Source organism: Pseudomonas sp. LB3P31 (assembly GCF_054897945.1).
This window is the reverse complement of record NZ_CM142710.1, coordinates 3,647,844-3,662,916: the sequence shown is the minus strand read 5'-3', so window position 1 is coordinate 3,662,916 and position 15,073 is coordinate 3,647,844. Positions and strand designations below refer to the sequence as shown.

The 15,073-nt window shown below is 60.4% G+C and carries 11 protein-coding genes; 5 read left to right on the top strand and 6 right to left on the bottom strand.

All coding sequences use genetic code 11. The features are described from left to right. Positions 1-80: 80 nt before the first annotated feature. The 3 genes from ACYZTK_RS16565 to argE all read right to left on the bottom strand — a co-directional run bounded on the left by ACYZTK_RS16565 (position 81) and on the right by argE (position 4,725). Positions 81-1,409, bottom strand: a complete 1,329-nt coding sequence (locus ACYZTK_RS16565) for an OprD family outer membrane porin (protein ID WP_462010869.1) — start codon at positions 1,407-1,409, stop codon at positions 81-83. A 613-nt stretch (positions 1,410-2,022) separates the two neighbouring features. Beyond that, complete coding sequence (gene argA, locus ACYZTK_RS16560; RefSeq protein WP_462010868.1) at positions 2,023-3,321, bottom strand: amino-acid N-acetyltransferase; 1,299 nt, start codon at positions 3,319-3,321, stop codon at positions 2,023-2,025. A gap of 243 nt (positions 3,322-3,564) precedes the next feature. After that, positions 3,565-4,725: an acetylornithine deacetylase gene (gene argE / locus ACYZTK_RS16555; protein ID WP_462010867.1), complete on the bottom strand. Its 1,161-nt coding sequence runs from the start codon at positions 4,723-4,725 to the stop codon at positions 3,565-3,567. 156 nt (positions 4,726-4,881) lie between these two features. On the opposite strand from argE, the gene ACYZTK_RS16550 reads away from it, so the two are divergent. The 5 genes from ACYZTK_RS16550 (at position 4,882) to ACYZTK_RS16530 (ending at position 10,142) form a co-directional block, all read left to right on the top strand. After that, complete coding sequence (locus tag ACYZTK_RS16550; protein ID WP_462010866.1) at positions 4,882-6,249, top strand: CYTH domain-containing protein; 1,368 nt, start codon at positions 4,882-4,884, stop codon at positions 6,247-6,249. Between the two features lie 242 nt (positions 6,250-6,491). Further along, on the top strand, positions 6,492-8,276 hold the full coding sequence (locus tag ACYZTK_RS16545; RefSeq protein ID WP_462010865.1) for a GspE/PulE family protein: 1,785 nt from the start codon (positions 6,492-6,494) through the stop codon (positions 8,274-8,276). A 101-nt stretch (positions 8,277-8,377) separates the two neighbouring features. After that, complete coding sequence (locus tag ACYZTK_RS16540) at positions 8,378-9,298, top strand: SPFH domain-containing protein (RefSeq protein WP_045059637.1); 921 nt, start codon at positions 8,378-8,380, stop codon at positions 9,296-9,298. Between the two features lie 8 nt (positions 9,299-9,306). Continuing rightward, the gene (locus ACYZTK_RS16535; protein WP_462010864.1) at positions 9,307-9,756 is read left to right on the top strand and encodes an NfeD family protein; all 450 of its coding nucleotides are present in this window, start codon (positions 9,307-9,309) and stop codon (positions 9,754-9,756) included. A gap of 68 nt (positions 9,757-9,824) precedes the next feature. Further along, entirely contained in the window at positions 9,825-10,142 is a 318-nt protein-coding gene (locus ACYZTK_RS16530) for a DUF2388 domain-containing protein (RefSeq protein ID WP_462010863.1), read from the top strand. 190 nt (positions 10,143-10,332) lie between these two features. On the opposite strand, the gene gcvP is transcribed toward ACYZTK_RS16530, so the two are convergent. The 3 genes from gcvP to gcvT all read right to left on the bottom strand — a co-directional run bounded on the left by gcvP (position 10,333) and on the right by gcvT (position 14,939). Beyond that, positions 10,333-13,206, bottom strand: a complete 2,874-nt coding sequence (gcvP, locus tag ACYZTK_RS16525) for an aminomethyl-transferring glycine dehydrogenase (RefSeq protein WP_462010862.1) — start codon at positions 13,204-13,206, stop codon at positions 10,333-10,335. A 214-nt stretch (positions 13,207-13,420) separates the two neighbouring features. After that, positions 13,421-13,804, bottom strand: a complete 384-nt coding sequence (gene gcvH, locus ACYZTK_RS16520; protein WP_462010861.1) for a glycine cleavage system protein GcvH — start codon at positions 13,802-13,804, stop codon at positions 13,421-13,423. Between the two features lie 52 nt (positions 13,805-13,856). After that, on the bottom strand, positions 13,857-14,939 hold the full coding sequence (gcvT, locus tag ACYZTK_RS16515) for a glycine cleavage system aminomethyltransferase GcvT (protein WP_462010860.1): 1,083 nt from the start codon (positions 14,937-14,939) through the stop codon (positions 13,857-13,859). Between the last annotated feature and the right edge of the window lie 134 nt (positions 14,940-15,073).

Here is a 15,073-nt window from a genome sequence, read left to right as displayed (position 1 = left end):
TACAACATAAGACCGAACTGGAATATGCAAAAAAAAGCCGAAAAAAACCCCGCCATTCAGCAGGGTTTTTTTGCAGCTTTTTACAGGAAGCTATAGGTGTAGTTGAAGATCACGCGGGTCTGGTCCTGAGCGGAGATGTTAGTGTCGCCGCGGTAGGTACCGTGACGCAGGGTCGTACCGAACCCTTTCAATGCGCCAGTCTGGATCACGTAATCCACGCGAAGGTCACGCTCCCATTCGGTCTGGTCCTTGCCAATGCCGTTGGTGGCCTTGATGTTTTCGCCACGCAGGTAAGCGGCCGAAGCCTTCAGGCCTGGAACGCCCAGGGAGGCGAAGTCAAAGGTGTACTGACCGAATGTGGTGTTCTCGCCGGCACGCACAAAGCCGTTAACCATGGCATCGGTGAACAGGTAGAAGCTGGCACCGCCGGCTCCTTCGTTGCGACCGTTGCCATCGACCACGCTGCCCTGGTTGAGGTAAACGAAACCACCGTCATCGCTCACGCGCTGATGGCCCAGCAGGAAGGCGTTCGAACCCAAGGTGTAGGTGAACATGGCACTCCAGGTCTGGTTATCCACCTCGCCCGGGTTCTTCGCGTAGCCGCCGTTGTTGTTGAAGCGGTAACCCACATCACCATTCTTGCCGTCGGAGCTGCTGTCGAAATAGCGCAGGTCAGTCTTGAACGACTGGTTGGCGCTGATCGGATAGACGTGCACCAGGCCGAGGAAATGCTGCTTGTAGTAGTCTTCAAGGTTCGCGTAGTAGTACTGCAGCATCAGGTCTTTGGTGACCTTCCAGTCTCCACCGGCGTAACGGAACTTGTTGCTTTCTTCGGTACCGCCAGCCACAGCGAGACCGGTGGTGTTCGACGAAGCGCGACCGGCGGCGTGTTCGAGTTGACCGACGTTGAACGTGACGTTGTCGATTTCCTTCGAGGTGATGGTGCCGCCTTCAAAGGTCTGCGGCAGCAGACGGCTGTCGTTCGCGATCAGTACCGGCATGCTCGGCTGCAAAGCGCCACCCAGGTGAGCCTCGGTTTTCGAGATGCGAGCCTTGACGTTACCTGCAACGCGGCTCCACGAATCGGACGCCGAACCATCGCTATCGCTCGGGAAGAAAGAGTTGTTGTCCGGGTGATGACCACGGCCGCCGTCCAGATGGATGCCTACCAGAGCCTGGGCATCAAAACCAAAGCCGACCGTGCCCTGCGTGAAGCCGGACAGGTAATCGAATTTAAAGCCTTGGGCAGTTTCCCGCTGATCATTGGCAGTGCCTTCGCGGGTGTCGGCGTTGAAGTACATGGTGCGAGAACTGACGGAAGCCTTGCTGTCTTCGATGAAACCTGCGGCGCCTGCCTGCTGCGCCATAACCCCTACGGCCACGGCCAGGGCCAAGGTGGACTTGTTCATTATGAAGCTCCTCTCGTTTCTAATTCTTGTGTTCCTGGCCCTGGGTCGAATGCCCGTGATCCTAGGATTTGCGATTAGCGCCAGACCGTGACCTGTAAGTCAATCGTAACCGTATGTGACTACGACCATGGTCTAACACCCGTCAATCCGGCGTCCTGAGACCTACGCTCTGGGCATAAAGCCAATAGGAAGCATCCGATGTTTTTTTATACTCTTTAGGAATTACGTTTGACTTGCCAGGTCGTTGAAACAGGACCTCTGGCTAATTCCTAAATGGTATTTTTTGATCATTTTTTAGTTCGATCAAATTTAACGGAAACCCACACTCCATCTGATCGAAGGCGACGCCTAGAAGATCAAGCGCGCACTATCCAGACCAATTGTTACAGTTTGTGTATCGGTTTTAATTTGTCTTAGTGGCCCGATGGACTTCAGGTCGCAGCAGACTAGCGCGCTGCTGGAGAGCGGCACGGAAACGACGAAGTAAGGAACAGGGGAAGGTTGAGACGGTGCGCGCAATTTCCCTGTAGGAGCTGCCGCAGGCTGCGATCTTTTGATCTTAAAAACAAATCAAAAGATCGCAGCCTGCGGCAGCTCCTACAGGGGACCGTGCTTACAGAGTCTTTTCGAAGATCTTCGAATTGCGCTGATAGTTGTACAGCGACGCTCGCGCCGACGGCAAGCGGTCTACGCTGCTCGGCACGAAGCCGCGTTCGCGGAACCAGTGGGCGGTGCGGGTCGTCAGGACGAACAGGGTTTTCAAGCCCTGGGCCCGGGCGCGAGTCTCGATGCGCTCCAGCAGCTCATCGCCACGCTTGCCGTGGCGGTATTCAGGGTTCACCGCCAGGCACGCCAGCTCACCCGCATCCGAATCGGCAATCTGATAAAGCGCGGCGCAGGCGATGATCATGCCTTCGCGTTCGACCACGCTGAATTGCTCGATCTCACGCTCCAGTACCTCGCGAGAACGACGCACCAGAATCCCCTGCTCTTCCAGCGGGCTGATCAGGTCGAGCAATCCGCCGACGTCTTCGATAGCCGCTTCACGCACGATCTCGAATTGTTCCTGGGCGACCAGGGTACCGCCACCGTCGCGGGTGAACAGCTCGGTCAATAGTGCACCGTCTTCGGCGTAGCTGACGATATGACTGCGCGCCACGCCGCCACGGCAGGCTTCGGCGGCGGCATCGAGCAATTCACCCTGATAATTGCTGCCCAGGCGCAGCAAATGCGCCGGCACCTGTTGCGGACGCAACTCGCGCACCAGCCGGCCGTTTTCATCGATCAGGCCCAGGTCCGCACCGAACAACAGCAGTTTATCGGCGCCCAAATCGATGGCGGCACGGGTGGCCACGTCTTCGCAAGCGAGGTTGAAAATTTCGCCGGTTGGCGAGTAGCCCAATGGCGAGAGCAACACGATGGAACGCTCGTCCAGCAGGCGATTGATGCCTTTGCGGTCGACCCGGCGCACTTCGCCGGTGTGATGATAATCGACCCCTTCAAGCACGCCGATCGGCCGTGCAGTCACCAGGTTGCCGCTGGCCACCCGCAGGCGCGAGCCCTGCATCGGCGACGAAGCCATGTCCATCGACAGCCGCGCTTCGATGGCGATCCGCAACTGGCCGACGGCATCGATCACACACTCAAGGGTCGCCGCATCGGTGATGCGCATCCCGTGGTGGTAATGCGGGGTCAGGCCACGAGCGGCCAGGCGGGTTTCGATCTGCGGACGGGAGCCGTGGACCAGCACCAGGCGCACACCCAGGCTGTGCAGCAGCACCAGGTCGTGGACGATATTGCCGAAGTTCGGATGCTCCACGCCATCGCCGGGCAGCATGACGACAAAGGTGCAATCGCGGTGGGCGTTGATGTATGGGGAAGCGTGACGAAGCCAATTAACGTATTCGGGCATGAACCTGGGCCTGTAATAAATAGCAGCCAAAAAATGGGCGAAACGCAACAACGCACAGCGGGCTGGTGGTTATCGTCGGAACAGGCTTGGCGACACGCGAGCTCTCCTCATGGATACGGGTTGGATCAACATCAATTTAAAGGCCCCCCCCCGTAGGAGCTGCCGCAGGCTGCGATCTTTTGATCTTGCTCTTTAAGATCAAAAGATCGCAGCCTGCGGCAGCTCCTACGGGGGGATTTGCGTTTAGCCGACAGGTTGGGCCGGTGTCAGGCAGTAATGTTCAATCAGTTGACGTAATAGATGCACCGTAGGCTGCAAACGTGACATTTCGAGGTATTCCCCCGGCTGGTGCGCACAGGCGATGTCCCCCGGGCCAAGCACCAATGTTTCACAGCCAAGGCGCTGAAGATAAGGCGCTTCGGTGCCGAACGCCACTGCTTCGGCCTTGTGACCGGTGAGCTTTTCGGCGATCTGTACCAGTTCCGCGTCTTCGGCCTCCTCGAATGGTGGCACTTCGGGAAACAGCGGGGCGTAGTCGATTTTCACTTGATGGCGCTCGGCAACCGGCTTGAGTCTCTGCAGGATCTCCGCGCGCAAGGCCTTGGGATCCATGCCCGGCAACGGTCGCAGATCGAACTCCAGGGAACACTGCCCGCAGATCCGGTTGGGGTTATCGCCGCCGTGGATGCAGCCGAAGTTCATGGTCGGCGTCGGCACGCCGAATTGCGGGTTGCGAAACTCGCGCTGCCACAACAGGCGCAGGCCGCGCAGTTCACCCATGGCATCGTGCATCGCTTCGAGGGCACTGTGACCCAGGCGCGGGTCGGAGGAATGGCCGCTCTGCCCGAGAATATCGATGCGCTCCATCATGATGCCCTTGTGCATGCGGATCGGCTTCAAACCGGTCGGCTCGCCGATCACTGCCGCGCGGCCCAGGGGCCGTCCGGCTGCGGCCAGTGCACGGGCACCGGACATCGAGCTTTCTTCATCGCAGGTGGCGAGGATCAGCAATGGCTGCTTGAACGGCTGATCGAGCAAAGGTATGACGGCTTCGATAGCCAGGGCGAAAAAGCCTTTCATGTCGCAACTGCCCAAGCCCACCCAGCGGCCGTCGACTTCGGTGAGTTTCAGCGGATCGGTCTGCCACAACGCGCCATCGAAGGGCACGGTGTCGCTATGCCCGGCGAGTACCAGGCCGCCGGGGCCAGAACCGAAGCTGGCGAGCAGGTTGAATTTGCCGGGGCTGACCTGCTGAATATCACAGGCAAATCCGAGGTCGCCGAGCCAGGTGGCCAGCAAGTCGATCACCGGGCGGTTGCTCTGATCGAGGCTGGCCTGGGTGCAGCTGACGGACGGTGCGGCGATCAGCGCAGCGAACTGATCTTTCATGGACGGCAAAGGCATCGCTGACTCCAACTCCCGAATTGACGTCCATCATAGAGCCATCCAGTCACAGGAATAAACCGTCGCGGACTCTACCTCGTCACAGTCCTGTACACTGCACGGCCTTGGCAGCCACACATTCCCCTGGCTGCGCTCCCGATCCTGGATTTTCCGGCCATGCAGAAAGAAACCGAAATCAAGCTCCGCGTCAGCCGCGAAACCCTCGCTGCGCTGCGCGAGCACCCGCTACTGAAGAAACGCAACAAAAGTGGCTGGGAACGCCGTGAACTGATGAACCAGTACTTCGACACGCCTGAGCGCGATCTGGCTCGTGCCAAGGTTGCCCTGCGCCTGCGCCGCGATGGCGAAGAAGTGATTCAGACCCTCAAGACCCGCGGCCAAAGCGTTGCCGGCCTGTCCGAGCGTAATGAATACGACTGGAACCTGCCCAAAGCCAAGCTCGATGTGAAAAAACTCGACGGCGAATGCTGGCCTGAAGAGCTGGCCGAGCTGGACAAGAAAACCTTGAAAGCCATCTTCACCACCGATTTCGTCCGCGAGCGCGCTGAAATCGCCTGGGGCCGCGGCAAGACCAAAGTGGTCATCGAAGCCGCACTGGACCTGGGCCACGTGGTAGTCGGCAAGCAGAAGGAAGAAATCTGCGAGCTGGAGCTGGAATTGCGCGAAGGCGAACCTGCCGCACTGCTGGAACTGGCAGCCGAACTGGCCGCGACCCTGGCGTTGATGCCGTGTGATATCAGCAAGGCCGAGCGCGGTTATCGCCTGTATGACGCCAACAGCTATTCGCTGAGCCTGCCAGCGCCACAGATCAGCGCCGAAACGCCGCTGGACGATGCATTCGCAGCACTGTGCTGGCATTTGCTGGGCAGCAGCCAACGCCTGGCCGAGCAGTATCGCTTCAATGGCCACTGGCGCCTGCTGCTGGACTGGGTCGAGAACCTGGCCGAAATGCGCGCGTTGCTCAGCAGCCTGGGGCAAGCCGCTCCGCGTCAATCGACCCACGACTTGCGAGTGGCACTGGATGCCTTGCTCGAAGACTGGCGTCCACTGGTGCAAGCCGGCCTGGATGACGAAGACGTGCGCAAGGCCGCGCCAGAGCAGTTCCTCGAAGAACTGGAAGACCCGCGTTGGGGCCTGTTCTCCCTGACCACTTCGCGCTGGTTGCTGGCTCGCACCTGGACCGCCGAGCGCAACGTGCGCGGCAATCGCCAGGGCGCAGCGCAACTGGGCAGCTGGCTGCCGCGCCTGCTGGGCGAAGAAGCCACGTCCCTGCAGCTGCAGCGTTATCAGCAGCAACCGGAAGATTTGGCCGAGCAACTGCCGCGCATCGAACGCATCCAGGCCTGGCTGCACCATGCCCGTGGCGTGCTGGAGATCCCGGAAATGGATCGCCTGTACGGTGAGCTGAAGCAGCTGGCGCAACTGGCCAACGAGCCGATCACCGATGAATCGCTGGATGCGCGCAAGCAGCAGGCGATTGCGGTCTATCAGAATCGTGCCTGGAAGATGTTGCTGCGCATGTAAGGACGCCATCGCGAGCAAACTCACTCCTACATTCGACCGCGCTCGCTCAGGCAACTCGGTCAATTGTAGGAGTGAGCCTGCTCGCGATGAGGCCAGCAGCAACACCGCAAAAACCTCAGACCGGCACACTAATCCCTCAAACCGCCAGCTGAAACCCCTCGACACGGCTTCGTCGGGTAGTGGCCCAACGGTTGACGGCTGCGCGTCTATCCTTTGCGCACTGTTGTTCATGAGGAGCCCGCATGTCCGTTCAACTCGCCATTCAGGACCGCTGGCTGGATCTCAATGATTTGCTGCGCGAACTGGTCGCCCAGGGTTTCATCAGCCAGGATTCAGCCGAACTCGCACTCAATGCCCGGCGGCGCCATGCAACTAATGGCCAACTGCACCCTTTGGAGTTCATTGCCGGCCAGCATCTCGACGATCTCAGCCGCCCCGGCAAACATCTCGACCTGGAAAGCCTGACCCTGTGGCTGTCACAGCAGGCCGGCCAGCCGTACCTGCGAATCGACCCGCTGAAGATCAACGTCGCGGCCATCACGCCGCTGATGTCCTACGCGTTCGCCCAGCGCCACAAGATTCTTGCGGTCTCGGTCGACCGCGACGCCGTGACCGTGGCGAGTGCCCAGCCCTACGTCAACGGCTGGGAGGCCGACCTGACCCACGTGCTGAAATTGCCGATCAAACGGGTGGTGGCCAACCCGGTGGACATCCAGCGCTTCAGCGTGGAGTTTTTCCGCCTGGCCAAATCAGTCAGCGGGGCAACCACTGGCGATCAGCAGATCAACTCCATGGGCAACTTCGAACAGTTGCTCAATCTTGGCGCCAGCGACCAAGAGCCGGACGCCAACGACGCGCACATCGTCAACATCGTCGACTGGCTGTTCCAGTACGCCTTCCAGCAACGCGCCAGTGATATTCACATCGAGCCCCGGCGCGAACAGGGAACCGTGCGCTTTCGCATCGACGGCGTGCTGCACAACGTCTATCAATTCCCGCCGCAGGTGACCATGGCGATTGTCAGTCGCCTGAAGAGCCTTGGCCGTATGAACGTTGCGGAAAAGCGCAAACCCCAGGATGGCCGGGTGAAGACCAAGACCCCGGACGGCGGTGAAGTCGAGCTGCGGCTGTCGACCTTGCCGACGGCGTTCGGCGAAAAAATGGTCATGCGCATCTTCGACCCGGAAGTGCTGCTCAAAGACTTCGATCAGCTGGGCTTCTCCGCCGAAGACCTGCGACGCTGGCAGGACATGACCCGCCAACCTAACGGCATCATCCTGGTAACCGGCCCGACCGGCTCCGGCAAGACCACTACGCTCTACACCACCCTCAAGAAGCTGGCGACGCCCGAGGTCAACCTCTGCACCATCGAGGATCCGATCGAAATGGTCGAGCCGGCGTTCAACCAGATGCAGGTCCAGCACAACATCGACCTGACCTTTGCCGCCGGCGTTCGTGCACTCATGAGGCAAGACCCGGACATCATCATGATCGGCGAGATCCGCGACCTCGAAACCGCTGAAATGGCAATCCAGGCGGCGCTCACCGGCCACCTGGTGCTGTCGACACTGCACACCAACGACGCACCCAGCGCCATCAGCCGCCTGCTGGAACTCGGTGTGCCGCATTACCTGATCAAGGCGACAGTGCTTGGCGTCATGGCCCAGCGCCTGGTGCGCACTCTGTGTCCGCACTGCAAGGCGCCGCTGAACCTGGGCGAAGACGACTGGCAGACCCTGACCAAGCCCTGGCAGGCGCCTCTGCCGGGTAACGCCCAGCGCGCCATCGGCTGCCTGGAATGCCGGGACACCGGCTACCGCGGGCGCGCGGGGGTTTATGAAATCATGCAGCTGACAGACGGGATAAAGTCGCTGATCAGTCCCGACACAGACCTGCTGGCGGTACGCCGGCAGGCTTTCAAGGAAGGCATGCGCAGCCTGCGCCTGTCGGGGGCGCAGAAGGTCGCAGCCGGGCTGACAACCATCGAAGAGGTGCTGCGGGTCACGCCGCAGAGCGAGCAGAAGTAAGTCCTGATGATGCGAGAGTACGGTTGCGGTTTTTATCCGCGACCGGCACCGCTACACTTCGGCGGTCGAGAATTCATTGATGCACTCAACAGGGAATTGTTATGCAGATCGGTACCGTGCTTTTACTGTTTGTCGGCCTGGTGGTCGCCATCCTGTTCATGGGTTTCAAAGTCGTACCCCAGGGTTATCAATGGACGGTCGAACGCTTCGGCCGTTACACCAACACCCTCAAACCCGGCCTGAACATCATTATTCCGGTCATGGACCGCATCGGTCGCAAGATCAACGTGATGGAAAGCGTGCTGGATATTCCGCCCCAGGAAGTCATCACCGCCGATAACGCCACGGTGCAGATCGATGCCGTGTGTTTCTTCCAGGTGGTCAACACGGCGCAGGCGGCCTACGAGGTCAACAACCTCGAACACGCGATCCGCAATCTGCTGCAGACCAACATCCGTACTGTCCTCGGCTCCATGGAGCTGGATGCGATGCTCAGCCAGCGTGACGGGATCAACGAAAAACTCCTGCGTACCGTCGATGAAGCCACGGCGCCGTGGGGCATCAAGATCACCCGGATCGAAATCAAGGACATCAGCCCACCCGCCGACTTGATGGCGGCGATGTCCGGGCAGATGAAGGCCGAGCGGATCAAGCGCGCCCAGATTCTTGAAGCCGAAGGCCTGCGTGCCGCCGCAATCCTCACCGCCGAAGGCAAGAAACAGGCGCAGATCCTCGAGGCAGAGGGTGGTCGCCAGGCTGCGTTCCTCGAAGCTGAAGCCCGTGAGCGTCAAGCCGAAGCCGAAGCCCAGGCGACCAAAGTGGTGTCTGAGGCCATCGCGGGCGGTAACGTGCAAGCGGTCAATTACTTCGTCGCCCAGAAGTACATCGACGCGCTGGGCAAATTGGCCTCGGCCAACAACAGCAAAGTGATCCTGATGCCACTTGAGGCCAGCTCGATGATTGGCGCAGTCGGGGGCATCGGCGAAATCGTCAAGGCTACGTTCGATAACAAGAAGGCCTGAGGCATACCATGTGGGCATTCCTGCAAAACCTGTCGTTCTGGGACTGGCTGGCCTTCGGCACCGTGCTACTGATTCTTGAAGTGTTCGGTGCCGGCGGCTATCTGCTGTGGATCGGCATGGCGGCAGCCGCTGTCGGCGTGTTGACCTTCCTGCTGCCCGTCATGTCCTGGGAAGTGCAGTTCCTGCTGTTCGGCCTGCTCTCGATCGCCACGGCGCTGTACTGGTGGCGACGCCAGCGCAGCGCAGTACGCCAGAGTGACGAGCCGAACCTTAACCTGCGGGGCCAGGAGCTGATCGGCAAGACCTTTGTGGTGCATGAAGCGATCATCGACGGGCGCGGCAAGATCAAGGTCGCCGACGGCGTGTGGATGGCCCGCGGCCCCGATGCGGCCTCGGGCAGTCGCGTCCGGGTGACAGGGCAGCAAGGGGCAATCCTGCTAGTGGAACCGTATGAGTAAGCCAGCACGGAACCGGATTGGCAGATTGACGATCCAACGCGCTAGTTAATCCAGTGGAGTCACCCATCATGCGTTTCAAGTTTGCTGTCGCTACCCTCGCCGTGTTGTCCCTTCCAGTTGGATCGGCGATGGCCGATAGCTTTTGGCGTAACGTCCTCTCGTCCGGTGCGACCACCGGCTCGACTTACCTGACGTTCAAGGATCACAAGCTGATTATTGCCGCTCAAGACGACGCCGGCAGCTTCGTCGCCAGCGACGGCGGCATCCGCGGTCCGTACCTGGAAGCGGCGATGCAGAAAGTCCGTGCCGACAATCCTGGCCTGCAAGCTACGGACATGGAACTGGCGAATGCGATTTTGGCGAAGAATGCTGTTGCGTCGGAATAAGCCTGTTTGCTGAACCAGAAATGCCGCTCCCATGAGCGGCATTTTTTTACCCAGTACAAATTATTCTGTTGAAACCCCTGTAGGAGTGAGCCTGCTCGCGATGGGGCCGGCACCTTCAAAATTTTCCTCGGCTGACACTCCGTCATCGCGAGCAGGCTCGCTCCTACAGTGGGAATGCGCGGATGGTGCTTCAGCGATAATCATCCACCGGCACACACGCGCAGAACAGGTTGCGGTCGCCGTACACATTGTCCACTCGGTTTACCGCCGGCCAATACTTGTGCAGGCGGGTATGGGCATCCGGGGTCACCGCCTGTTCGATGCTGTAAGGTCGCTCCCACACCCCGATGATATCCGCCAGCGTATGCGGCGCGCCCTTGAGCGGGTTGTTCTCGGCGGGCCAGTTGCCGTTCTGCACCTCGGTGATTTCCGCCCGAATGCTGAGCATCGCGCCAATGAAGCGATCCAGCTCCGCCTTCGACTCACTTTCGGTAGGCTCCACCATCAAGGTTCCAGGCACTGGAAACGACATGGTCGGCGCGTGGAAACCGTAATCCATCAAGCGCTTGGCGACGTCTTCTTCGCTGATCCCGGTGAGCGCTTTCAAGGGTCGCAAATCGAGGATGCACTCGTGCGCCACCCGGTCGTTGCGGCCGGTGTAGAGCACTGGAAATGCCCCTGACAAGTGTTGAGCCAGGTAGTTGGCCGCAAGAATTGCCACCTCGCTGGCGTCCGCCAACTGCGGCCCCATCATCGCGATGTACATCCAGCTGATCGGCAAAATGCTCGCACTGCCCCAGGGCGCAGCGCTGACCGCATCATTGTGCGGCAACGGCCCATCGATCGGCACCACAGGATGATTGGCCACGAACGGCGCCAGGTGCGCCCGCACTCCGATCGGCCCCATGCCCGGACCGCCGCCGCCATGGGGAATGCAGAAGGTCTTGTGCAGGTTCATGTGCGAGACATCGGCGCCAATGTCCGCCGGCCGCGTCAGCCCGACCTGGGCGTTCAGGTTGGCGCCATCCATATACACCTGGCCGCCGTGGCTGTGGACAACCTCGCAGATCTCGCTGATCCCTTCCTCGTACACGCCATGCGTCGACGGATAGGTCGCCATCAGGCAGGCGAGCTTATCCCCCGCCGCTGCGGCCTTGTCCTTGAGGTCGTCGAGGTCAACGTTGCCCGCCTCGTCGCATTCGACGATCACTACGCGCATCCCGGCCATCTGCGCCGACGCCGGGTTGGTGCCGTGGGCCGAAGAGGGAATCAGGCAGATATCCCGCGCGCCCTGGTGCCGGCTCTCATGGTATTTGCGAATCGCCAGCAGCCCGGCGTACTCGCCTTGGGCCCCGGAATTGGGTTGCATGCAGATCGCGTCAAAGCCGGTAATCGCGCAGAGCCAGCGCTCCAGCTCCTCGATCATCAAGGTATAACCCATCGCCTGCTCCCTGGGCACGAAGGGGTGCAGGTTGGCGAATTCCGGCCAGGTGATGGGGATCATTTCGCTGGTGGCGTTGAGCTTCATGGTGCAGGAGCCCAGCGGGATCATCGACTGGTTGAGCGCCAGGTCCTTGTTCTCCAGCTGCTTGAGGTAGCGCAGCATTTCGGTTTCGCTGTGATGCGCGTTGAACACCGGGTGGCGCAGATAGGGTGAGGTGCGCAACAGACCCTCTGGAATACCGTTGGCCAGGGATTCGGCATCCAGTTCGGCGACATTCAGCCCATGATCGGCGCCGAGAAATACATCGAACAAGCGGGCGACGGTATCTTCGTCGCAAGTTTCATCCAGGCTCAGGCCCAGTCGCCCGCGACCGAGAATGCGCAGATTGATCTGCGCTGCTCGGGCGCTCTCGATGATCGCAGTTTGAGTGCCACCGACTTCCAGGGTCAGGGTATCGAAGAAGTGCTGGTTCAGCCGGGTAATGCCGTGGCGCTCCAGCCCCGCTGCCAGAATGCAGGTCAGGCGATGGACCTTCTGCGCAATCCGTTTCAGCCCTTCCGGCCCGTGATAGACCGCGTAACAGCTGGCAATGTTGGCCAGCAGGACCTGCGCGGTGCAAATGTTCGAGTTGGCCTTCTCGCGCCGGATATGTTGCTCGCGGGTCTGCAGGGCCATGCGCAAGGCAACGTTGCCACGTGCGTCCTTGGACACGCCGATGATGCGCCCCGGAATCGCCCGCTTGTACTCTTCACGACTGGCAAAGAACGCTGCATGGGGCCCGCCGTAGCCCATTGGCACGCCAAAGCGCTGGGACGAACCGAACACTACGTCGGCCCCCAGCTCTCCCGGCGGAGTCAGCATCAGCAGGCTCAGCAGGTCCGCCGCCACACAGGCCAGGGCCTGCTGGGCATGCAAGTGATCGATGAGCGGGCGCAGATCGCGTATCTCGCCATGGGTATCGGGATACTGCAGGAGCGCACCGAACACCTGATGCTGGTTGAGGTTTTCTGCGGAGTCGATGATCAGCTCGAAACCGAAGCCTTCGGCACGGGTTTTCACCACGGAGATGGTCTGCGGATGGCAGTTTTCATCGACGAAAAACAGATTGCTCCGCGACTTGGCCACTCGTTTGGCCAGCGCCATGGCTTCCGCCGCAGCGGTGGCCTCATCCAGCAGCGAAGCATTGGCCAGTTCCAGCCCGGTCAGGTCGATGGTCAGTTGCTGGAAATTCAGCAGCGCTTCCAGCCGGCCTTGAGCGATTTCTGGTTGATAGGGGGTATAGGCCGTGTACCAACCGGGATTTTCCAGAACGTTGCGCAATATCACCGCAGGCGTGAGGGTGCCGTGATAGCCCATGCCGATCAGGCTGGTCCACACCTGATTCTGCTGGGCATAGCCGCGCAGCTTGGCCAGTGCGGCTACTTCGTCAAGGGCGGGAGGCAGGTCGAGGGCACGGTTGAGGCGAATTCCCGGCGGCACCGTCTGCTCGATCAGCTCGACGCGACTGCCGACACCCAGGCTATCGAGCATGGCTTGCTGCTCGGCGGCATCGGGGCCGAGGTGCCGGCGAAGGAAGGCGTTAGGGTCGCGTAACTGGCTGAGGGACGGCAACTGGGACATGACGGGCTCTCTCTTGAGTGGCGCTCGGCGTCGATGTAACACGGTCAAACCAGCATAGCAGGCACTGTCGCGGAACCCGCGAAGATCAAAAGATCGCAGCCTTCGGCAGCTCCTACACGGAATCGCGTCCCCTGTAGGAGCTGCCGCTGGCTGCGATCTTTTGATCTAAAAAAAAGCCCCGACAGGTCGGGGCTTTGGGGTGACGCCTTGAAGCTTACTCGCCGATGGCGGCCTTGTAGGCCGCTGCATCGAGCAGTTTGTCCAGGTCAGCAGGGTTACTCGGCTTCAGCTTGAAGATCCACGCGCCGTACGGGTCAGTGTTGAGCAGCTCAGGCGAACCGCCCAGTTCTTCGTTGACCGCGATCACTTCGCCGGCAACCGGGGAGTAGATGTCAGAGGCGGCCTTCACCGACTCGACCACACCCGCCTGGTCTTCTGCAGCGAAGACTTTGCCGACTTCGGTCAGCTCAACGAACACCACGTCACCCAAGGCTTCCTGAGCGTGATCGCTGATGCCCACGGTGACGGTGCCATCAGCTTCAAGACGGGCCCATTCATGACTTTCGGCAAAACGCAGGTCGGCAGGGATATCGCTCATTTGTGTGTCCTCAAGAATAAATGTCAGCGGTCGTTGCCCGCTAAAAAATTTGTTAGATCAAGGTTTTGCCATGGCGTACGAAGGTCGGTTTGACCACTCGGACCGGGTACCACTTGCCACGGATTTCCACTTCTGCGCGGTCGGCAGTTGCCATCGGCACGCGCGCCAGTGCAATCGACTTGCTAAGCGTAGGAGAGAAACTACCACTGGTGATCTCCCCTTCGCCAACATTGGCTATCCGGACCACCTGATGGGCACGGAGCACCCCGCGTTCTTCCAGCACCAGGCCGACCAATTTGTGCTGTACGCCGCCTGCCCGCTCGGCTTCCAGGGCCGCACGGCCGACGAACTGGCGAGCGGCCGGTTCCCAGGCGATGCTCCAGGCCATGTTCGAGGTCAGGGGCGATACTTCCTGATCGATATCCTGGCCATACAGATTCATGCCGGCTTCGACGCGCAAGGTATCCCGCGCGCCCAGGCCGATCGGCGAAATGCCCGCGCCCACCAGGTCGTTGAAGAAACCCGGGGCCTGACAGGCAGGCAGCACGATTTCCAGGCCATCTTCGCCGGTGTAGCCGGTGCGGGCGATGAACCAGTCACCGTCGGCCCGGCCTTCAAACGGCTTGAGCAGTTGGATCAGGTTGCCACGGGACTGGGAGACGAGTTCGCCGATCTTGTGCCGGGCCTGGGGCCCTTGAATGGCCAGCATGGCCAGTTCCGAGCGCTCGACCAGCTGTACGTCGAACCCGTCGAGATGCGCCTGCATCCAGGCCAGGTCCTGGTTACGAGTGGACGCATTGACCACCAGCCGGTAACCGTCTTCGAGTCGATAGACCAGCATGTCGTCTACGATACCGCCACGCTCGTTGAGCATGGCGCTGTACAAGGCACGGCCAGGGCTGTGCAGGCGTTCGACGTCATTGGCCAGCAGAAACTGGAGCCAGTCCTTGGCCTGGGGGCCGCTGATATCGATCACGGTCATGTGGGATACATCAAAAACCCCGCAATCGCGACGCACCTGGTGGTGCTCCTCGACCTGCGAGCCGTAATGCAGAGGCATATCCCAACCGCCAAAATCGACCATCTTCGCGCCGAGGGCGAGATGAAGGTCATACAGAGGCGTACGCTGTCCCATGGGTTTCTCCTTCCGGGCGTGGCGAAGGTGCGGGCAAGTACTGGACGGACTGAAAGCCTTGATTTAGAGGGCTTACAGCCGTTTGCAGCGACTTGGTCTGTAGGACATACCGCACCGAATGCCGCGCATTGTAG